This is a genomic window from Methanosphaera sp. A6 (genome assembly GCF_001729395.1).
Lineage (GTDB): Archaea > Methanobacteriota > Methanobacteria > Methanobacteriales > Methanobacteriaceae > Methanosphaera > Methanosphaera stadtmanae.
The window spans coordinates 1-6,930 of record NZ_MAIF01000081.1 but is presented as its reverse complement, the minus strand read 5'-3'; the positions used below and the strand labels follow the sequence as shown (position 1 = coordinate 6,930).

5 protein-coding genes are annotated in these 6,930 nt (G+C 25.8%); 2 read left to right on the top strand and 3 right to left on the bottom strand.

What is annotated here, in order from left to right; all coding sequences use genetic code 11:
• The first annotated feature begins 141 nt into the window (after nt 1–141).
• Both argH and A9758_RS07455 read left to right on the top strand, forming a co-directional pair.
• A complete protein-coding gene (gene argH / locus A9758_RS02720; RefSeq protein ID WP_011406216.1) occupies nt 142–1,539 on the top strand; it encodes an argininosuccinate lyase in 1,398 nt (465 codons plus the stop codon).
• A 123-nt stretch (nt 1,540–1,662) separates the two neighbouring features.
• The gene (locus A9758_RS07455; RefSeq protein WP_112149434.1) at nt 1,663–1,803 is read left to right on the top strand and encodes a DUF3096 domain-containing protein; all 141 of its coding nucleotides are present in this window, start codon (nt 1,663–1,665) and stop codon (nt 1,801–1,803) included.
• On the opposite strand, the gene A9758_RS02715 is transcribed toward A9758_RS07455, so the two are convergent.
• The 3 genes from A9758_RS02715 to A9758_RS02705 are packed head-to-tail and all read right to left on the bottom strand — an operon-like array spanning nt 1,796 to nt 6,257.
• Nucleotides 1,796–2,818: an ATPase gene (locus tag A9758_RS02715; protein WP_011406215.1), complete on the bottom strand. Its 1,023-nt coding sequence runs from the start codon at nt 2,816–2,818 to the stop codon at nt 1,796–1,798. The genes A9758_RS07455 and A9758_RS02715 overlap by 8 nt on opposite strands.
• Before the next feature lie 15 nt (nt 2,819–2,833).
• Nucleotides 2,834–4,456 (bottom strand): glycosyltransferase family 39 protein, encoded by a 1,623-nt coding sequence (locus A9758_RS02710; protein WP_011406214.1) that lies wholly within the window; start codon nt 4,454–4,456, stop codon nt 2,834–2,836.
• Nucleotides 4,449–6,257, bottom strand: a complete 1,809-nt coding sequence (locus A9758_RS02705) for a glycosyltransferase family 39 protein (protein WP_011406213.1) — start codon at nt 6,255–6,257, stop codon at nt 4,449–4,451. The genes A9758_RS02710 and A9758_RS02705 overlap by 8 nt, the downstream gene beginning before the upstream one ends.
• Nucleotides 6,258–6,930 lie beyond the last annotated feature (673 nt).

The following is a 6,930-nucleotide window of genomic DNA, read 5'->3' as shown; positions in this document are numbered from 1 at the left end:
TTTTAGATTTTTGAATGTAGAAACAGTAGGTCTTTTAATAGTTAAAAACCATGAAAAACAAATACTATGCATAATAATTCATGATTATTATATAAATAGAGAATTAACTATAATTTTAATTTTTTTGGAGAAACGATATATATGGATCTTAGAGCTGGACGTTTTGATGGACAAATGACTGATGATGCAGCCCAATTTTCATCATCAATAGAATTTGATAAAAGAATTTTTAAATCCGATATTAAATGTAACAGAGCACATACAACTATGCTTATTGAAGAAGGAATTATTCCTAAAGAATCTGGTAAGAAAATATTAAAAGCATTAGATAAACTTGAAAAAGAAGGTATTGGTGCATTGAATCTTGATCCCTCATTTGAAGATATTCACATGGCATTAGAGGACTATGTTACTAAAGAAATTGGTGATGAAGCAGGATTTATGCATACAGCAAAAAGTAGAAACGATCAAGTATGTACTGATATTCGATTAACTCTAAAAGAGGAAATAGAAAATACAATTAGTAATATTAAATCATTTATTAAAACTATTGTTGAGATGGCTAAGGAAAATACCCATACCTTATTTATAGCATACACCCATCTTCAACATGCACAACCTACAACATTTGCTCATCACTTAATGGCATATGCTAATGAATTAAGAAGAGATTGTGAAAGATTAATTGATACTTATAAAAGAGTAGATATGAATCCATTAGGTTCTGCTGCCCTTACAACCACAGGTTTTCCAATAAATCGTGAGAGAACAACTGAATTACTTGGATTTAGTAAGGTTATGGATAATTCTATTGATGGTGTTAGTAGTAGGGATTTTGCTGCTGAAGCTATATTTGATTATGCAATGTTATCTACAACACTTGGAAAAATTTCTGATGAAATTGTTATTTGGAGTAGTTATGAATTTAGAATGGTTGAATGTTCAAATCAGTATTCTTCTACTTCATCAATCATGCCCCAAAAGAAAAATCCTGATATTGCAGAATTATCTCGTGGAAAAAGTACAATTGCTTATGGTGAATTAATGACTGTTCTTAGTATGATTAAAGGAATTCCACACAGTTATAATAGGGATTTACAAGAGGTTACTCCTCATTTATGGAATGCTATTGATAATACCAATGATATTTTAAGAATTGTTCATGGAATGCTCAGTACCCTCACAATAAATAAGGATCGTACAGAAGAATTAGCTGGTGCTAACTTTGCCACTGCTACAGAATTAGCTGATGTTATGGTTAGAGAAAAAAATCTTCCATTTAGAACTGCTCATAGAATTGTAGGACGTGTTGTTTCTGAGGCAATAGATGATAATATTACTACACATGATATTGATAATGATTATGTAAATAGGGTTTCTGTTGAAGTTATGGGTAAACCTATTAATCTTGGTGAAGATTTAGTAAAACAAGCACTTAATCCTTTAAGAAATGTTAAATCACGTACTGTTATTGGTGGATGTGCACCTGAAGCTGTGAATGATGCTATTGAAAAAATGGAAATATTTTTAAATGAATAGATATAAAATTAGTAAATAGAATTTTTTATAAATATGCATGAATGTTGCATATTATTTATAGAGTCTCCTTTTCTCATGGTTCTTTTTGGGAGACTCTTTTAATTAATTTTTGAGGGATTAAATATGGTTAATATTGATAGTACACAATGTTTATATGTTTTATGTATTATAGCAGGTATTTTAATACTGATATATCCTGCACTTGTAGCTTATATTATAGGATTATTTTTAATTATATATGGAGTTCTTCAAGTAATTAAATAGTTTTAATTAAATCAAGGGCTTCTCCAGGTTCAAGAATTCCTGCTCTTGTTTCTCTAAGTACTCTTTGTATTGAAAATGATCTGTACTGGGGATATTTTTTATGAACCTGGACAACTAGAGGACATCCATATCCTTTAATTTTTTTCACTGAATAATTTGTTACAATAGTTTTTATTTCTGATTTTTCCATTCTAAATAGTGCTGGTAGATTTATTCTAATAATATCATCTTTTTTTACAATTGATTGTGAACCTGTAGATAGTAAGTCACCATATATCATTACTGATTTTTGTGTATCTTTTAGATAGTCAGATACTACTTCCTCAATGTGACTTGAACATCTACCACATGGATGTATTTTACCACTTAATGCCTCTTCTATAATATGAGTCATGTCTGTTTCAAGATATGTATGTTTTACATTGATTGCTGTTGTTAGATTATGAATATTATGCTTAAATTGATTTGGAAGAATTATAGTTCCAGGATTTACTGTTACTGTTTCTAAATTAAATCCCAATGCTTTTGTAAGTACTGTTGTGAAGCTACTGTCAACTCCACCTGATAGTGCTACTACAACAGGTGTGTTTTCTATTGGTTGTCTATCTATGTTTTCTTTGATGTAGTTGGATACTATTGTATTGTTGTATGGTGCATTGTATTTTTTTTCAAGTAGTTTATATAGGTTGTTAAATGGTTCTATGTAGTTTTCTGGAATTACATTATCTATTATTTTTTTCACATGTTTTAGAGATAATTCTAATTGATATTTTTTTAGAACTATATCTGTGTATGATATTACATGAATTGATTTAACATGTAGTTGTTCTCTTAGTTTTCCTACTACCCATCCACCTTTACCTATGATTATTGATTTTTCTGGTCTATCTGGTGCTATAATTGTTAATTCATCATTTTCATAATGTATTTCTTTTATTTCTGGTTGAACATGATCATGTCCAATATCTTCTCTTATTTTAATGATTTTTTCTATTAATTCTTCTTTTGTATACATATTATTTTTTTTTTCCTAATCTTTTTGATATATTTTTATTCCATATTTCTCTTTATTATTTGTGTATATTATATGATATCCATCTATTGATGTGGTGTTACTTGTTGCATCAATATAATACTTAGCATTTATTGTTTTTAGTTTATTTTCTAGTGTTTCATTGTTTTGTTCTAATACTCTTGGTATTGTTGTGTAGGTGTACTTTTTTAAGTACCAACTAAATGCTACTCCCCTATCTGAGGATATATTGTAGTTTGTTAGCTGATTATCATATGCCTCTAACCAGGTTGCTGCTTGTTTTTCTTCATAGCTTTGTGGATTTGGATGTGTTATTGAGTTTATGTAGCTGTAGTTAATTGGTATTAGTATAACAAGCAATATTGTTAGTATTATTAGTGGTGTTTTCTTATTTTTTATTGTTATGTTTTTTATTCCATTTATCATGAAGTATGTTATTGGTATGAATGTTGGTAAAATATATCTATCAACTTTCACAGGATGATATGAATGTAATATAATAAAAATTCCCATCCATAAAATCATAAGTAAATCCATTTGATTTATTTTGTTTAATGATGATTTATATAATAACAGTAATGTTATTGTAAATAATATTTCTGTAAATATATAAGATACATGAAGATATGTTATTATTGTTATAATACCTAAAATCACTGCTAATATAAAGGAGAAATTATGAATATTCTCTTTTTTATATACTCCTTTAAATGATAAAATAACACCACCACACATTAATACTAAAATTACATATGAAAGAAGTGTAGGTGTGTTGTATATTGTTGTTAGTGTTTTATCATACAACAAACTTACATTAGTACTTGTTAATAATTGTGGAATATATTCAATATAATAGTATGGATTTAAATCATAACCAATATTAACTGAAGATACTTGACTACTACTAGATACCTCCATAAATTGACTTAGAAATGGAATTGTATGTTGTTTATATAGATAAAATCCTCCTATAATAGCACATAGAAAGACAATGAACATGAATAGCTTTAAAATATCATTTTTATTTATTTGTACTTTGAATTTATCTTTATTCATAAGTATGTAACTTATCATTACAATTAAAATAAAGCCCTCTGTAAATCTAGTGAAAAAAGCCATTAGAAAACATGTGAATGCAAGATAATAGTAGTTAAAACTCTTATTTAAACCTTTTATAGTGAAATATAATGCCCATACACTAAATGTTAATGAGGGAATATCATTTGATCCTGTTACAGCCCATGTTACAACTAATGATAACATTGAAAAGAATAAACTTCCAATAAATGATAGTTCTGGTGAAAATTTCTCATTAAATAACAAGTAAATTCCAACAATCAATAGAATAAATAATATTCCTGAAACACAAAACAATGTTGTTTCAGAAATAAATCCCATCCTGAAGGGTATTGATGTTAATAGAGATAATACTGGAGGAACACTAAGTTGACTACCAATATTAATATGAGCAAATAACATTGAATTTTGCAGATAAACAAAGATATCCCAATAACTAACACCAATAATTGATTGAATATGTACTAGAATTGCTGTATATATACTTGATATTATAATAAGTAAAATCAATAATTTATTTTTTAAATTAAAGTTATTAATCATAATAATCACTTTCATTCATATGTTCTTTAAATAGCATGTTATAATAATCTTTATATTCTAGTAAACCACGACTTCGTATGTTATATTCCTTTTCATAGGTATTTTGATAGATTTGCACATCATTAATACTTTTAATCTTACTAAGTCCAACATAATCCATCTTATTTTCATTATTTGTATCAATATAAAATGATGCAGGTTCATGCTCATCATTACTTTTTAATATATTCTTAGTAAATGTCCATGTAGTATTTTCCATAGTAACATCAGGAACACCTCTACGACAATACACATTCAAATACCATGATACTGCAGGCCAATTATCAGAATAAATTACTGTTGTATTATCAAATTCACAATTATCATCAAACCATTTACATGCCTGTTGAATGTTATTAAAATGATTTTCTTCTGGAATATTATTATTATAACATAATGAATTTCCAAGAAGGAACAATACAATCACTATAGATATTATTGTTGATATTTTAATATTTTTTATTTCAATTTTAAAGTCAATGAAATTATAGATATAATATAGGGCATTTGTAATGAAGTATGCTATAAATGGTAATACTGTGATAAAGTAACGATCATTTTTAGTAGAGAGTATTGATTGGAATATTATATAAACCAGTAGCAAGGATAACATCAATAAATCATAATTTAAGTACCAAATATCATAATCCTCCAGTATATGCTTTATTATGTATAATACTGAAAGTGTAAGTATTGTTGTAATGATATATGATACACTGTTAATACTAATAAGACATATTATTGTAAGTATTAGTGCTATTATTATATTGATTTGATTATTTCCTGTTAAAAGTCTTCTATTACTTTTAATTACATATTTATAACTATTGTAGAATATTAAAAAAATTCCAATTATACATAATATTATAAAAACATAGCTTATAACAGATGGAATGTTACCCATAGGATTTACTACATTTTCAAAGGTAGCACCAGTATGTGGTATATAACTTGTAATGTAGTTAGGTATATGTTTAATATAATACATTGTATCTGGAAGATATCCTGCATCAAGAACTTTTGTATTATTTACAGTACCACTAAATTGTCCCAGAAATGGAAAAGGTGTGGATAAAATTCTATAGAAATGATACAGAAATGGACTAACACATAATACTCCAAGAACACTACCTTTAATGAAGGTTTTAAATTCATTTTTACTTATTTTATTAATTAATAAATAAAAGATTATTGCAAAAATCATTACTCCTGCTGTGTATCTTGATAAAAATGCAAATGCCGCTATTGGCATGGCAATATAATAGTATTTATTGTTTTTTTCATGTGCTAATAATATAAGATATATTGTAAGTAATGTTAATGAAACACCTGTTATATCATTACCTCCAATGGCAACCCATGAATAAAGTAGGGTAAATGTTGCATAAATTATACTTCCAACATAACTTATCATATGATTAAACTTGAATCTAAATATTAAATATAAACTAACAGTTCCTACTATGTACATCAATACACTTAGATTAAATATTGCCTCTTGAGGTGTACTATTTATTATTCTAAAGAATAATGATAATATATATGGAACAACAGGTGAAATACTAGCAACATCACCCCATCCCATACTAGCAAAACTACGAGCATTTTCTAAATAAAGATACGTATCCCAATTACCAATTCCTATAGAGTATTGTGTAAATAATCTAGGAATACTAATAACTAGTAGAGAAATTATTAGAAATGTAATGTAGAATAATTCTATTTTATTATCTTTAATAACTTTTTTAAAACTATTTATCATTAAGATAAACTCCTAAAAAATTATTAAAATGTCAAAAGACATTTTTCTTTTTTATTATATTATACATATGTTTCTAATTGAAATTATATTTTTTAATATGAAAGTAGTAGTTATAAATTATGAATTATTATAAAAAAGGAAAAATAAAGAGGGGAGGATAGGTGATGTGAAAGATTAAATTCTTTATAGGAGTATATTTTTAAAGGGAGCTAGTTTTTTTATTCTCCAAATTAGATAATCTTCTTTCATAGTTTTTATACTAATTTATTTCTTTTTGATACTTATTCCATTTGAGAGTTCTGTATAGTATATTTATATAGAATTAATACTAATTATAAAAATAGTATTACTTCTATGTTATAATTATATATACATACAAAGATAAATACTTTTCCATTAAAAAGTATTACTTTTAAAAAAAATATAAACAAAATATTATTCAAACATGAAAAATTATTATAAAAATAAAATATAATAGGAATATATTATTAATACAATCCTCTTTTTTTCCTTTTTTGATTATAAGTAAATATTATTAAATAAAAAATAAATTGAGGTTTAAAAAACATATATTTTTAGATGTTGTGTTATTTGCCTAATTATAAAAAAAAATATTTTTGATTTTTTATGGTTGATTTATTTTTTTTTTAGAATTTTAAAATTTGAGTTTTAC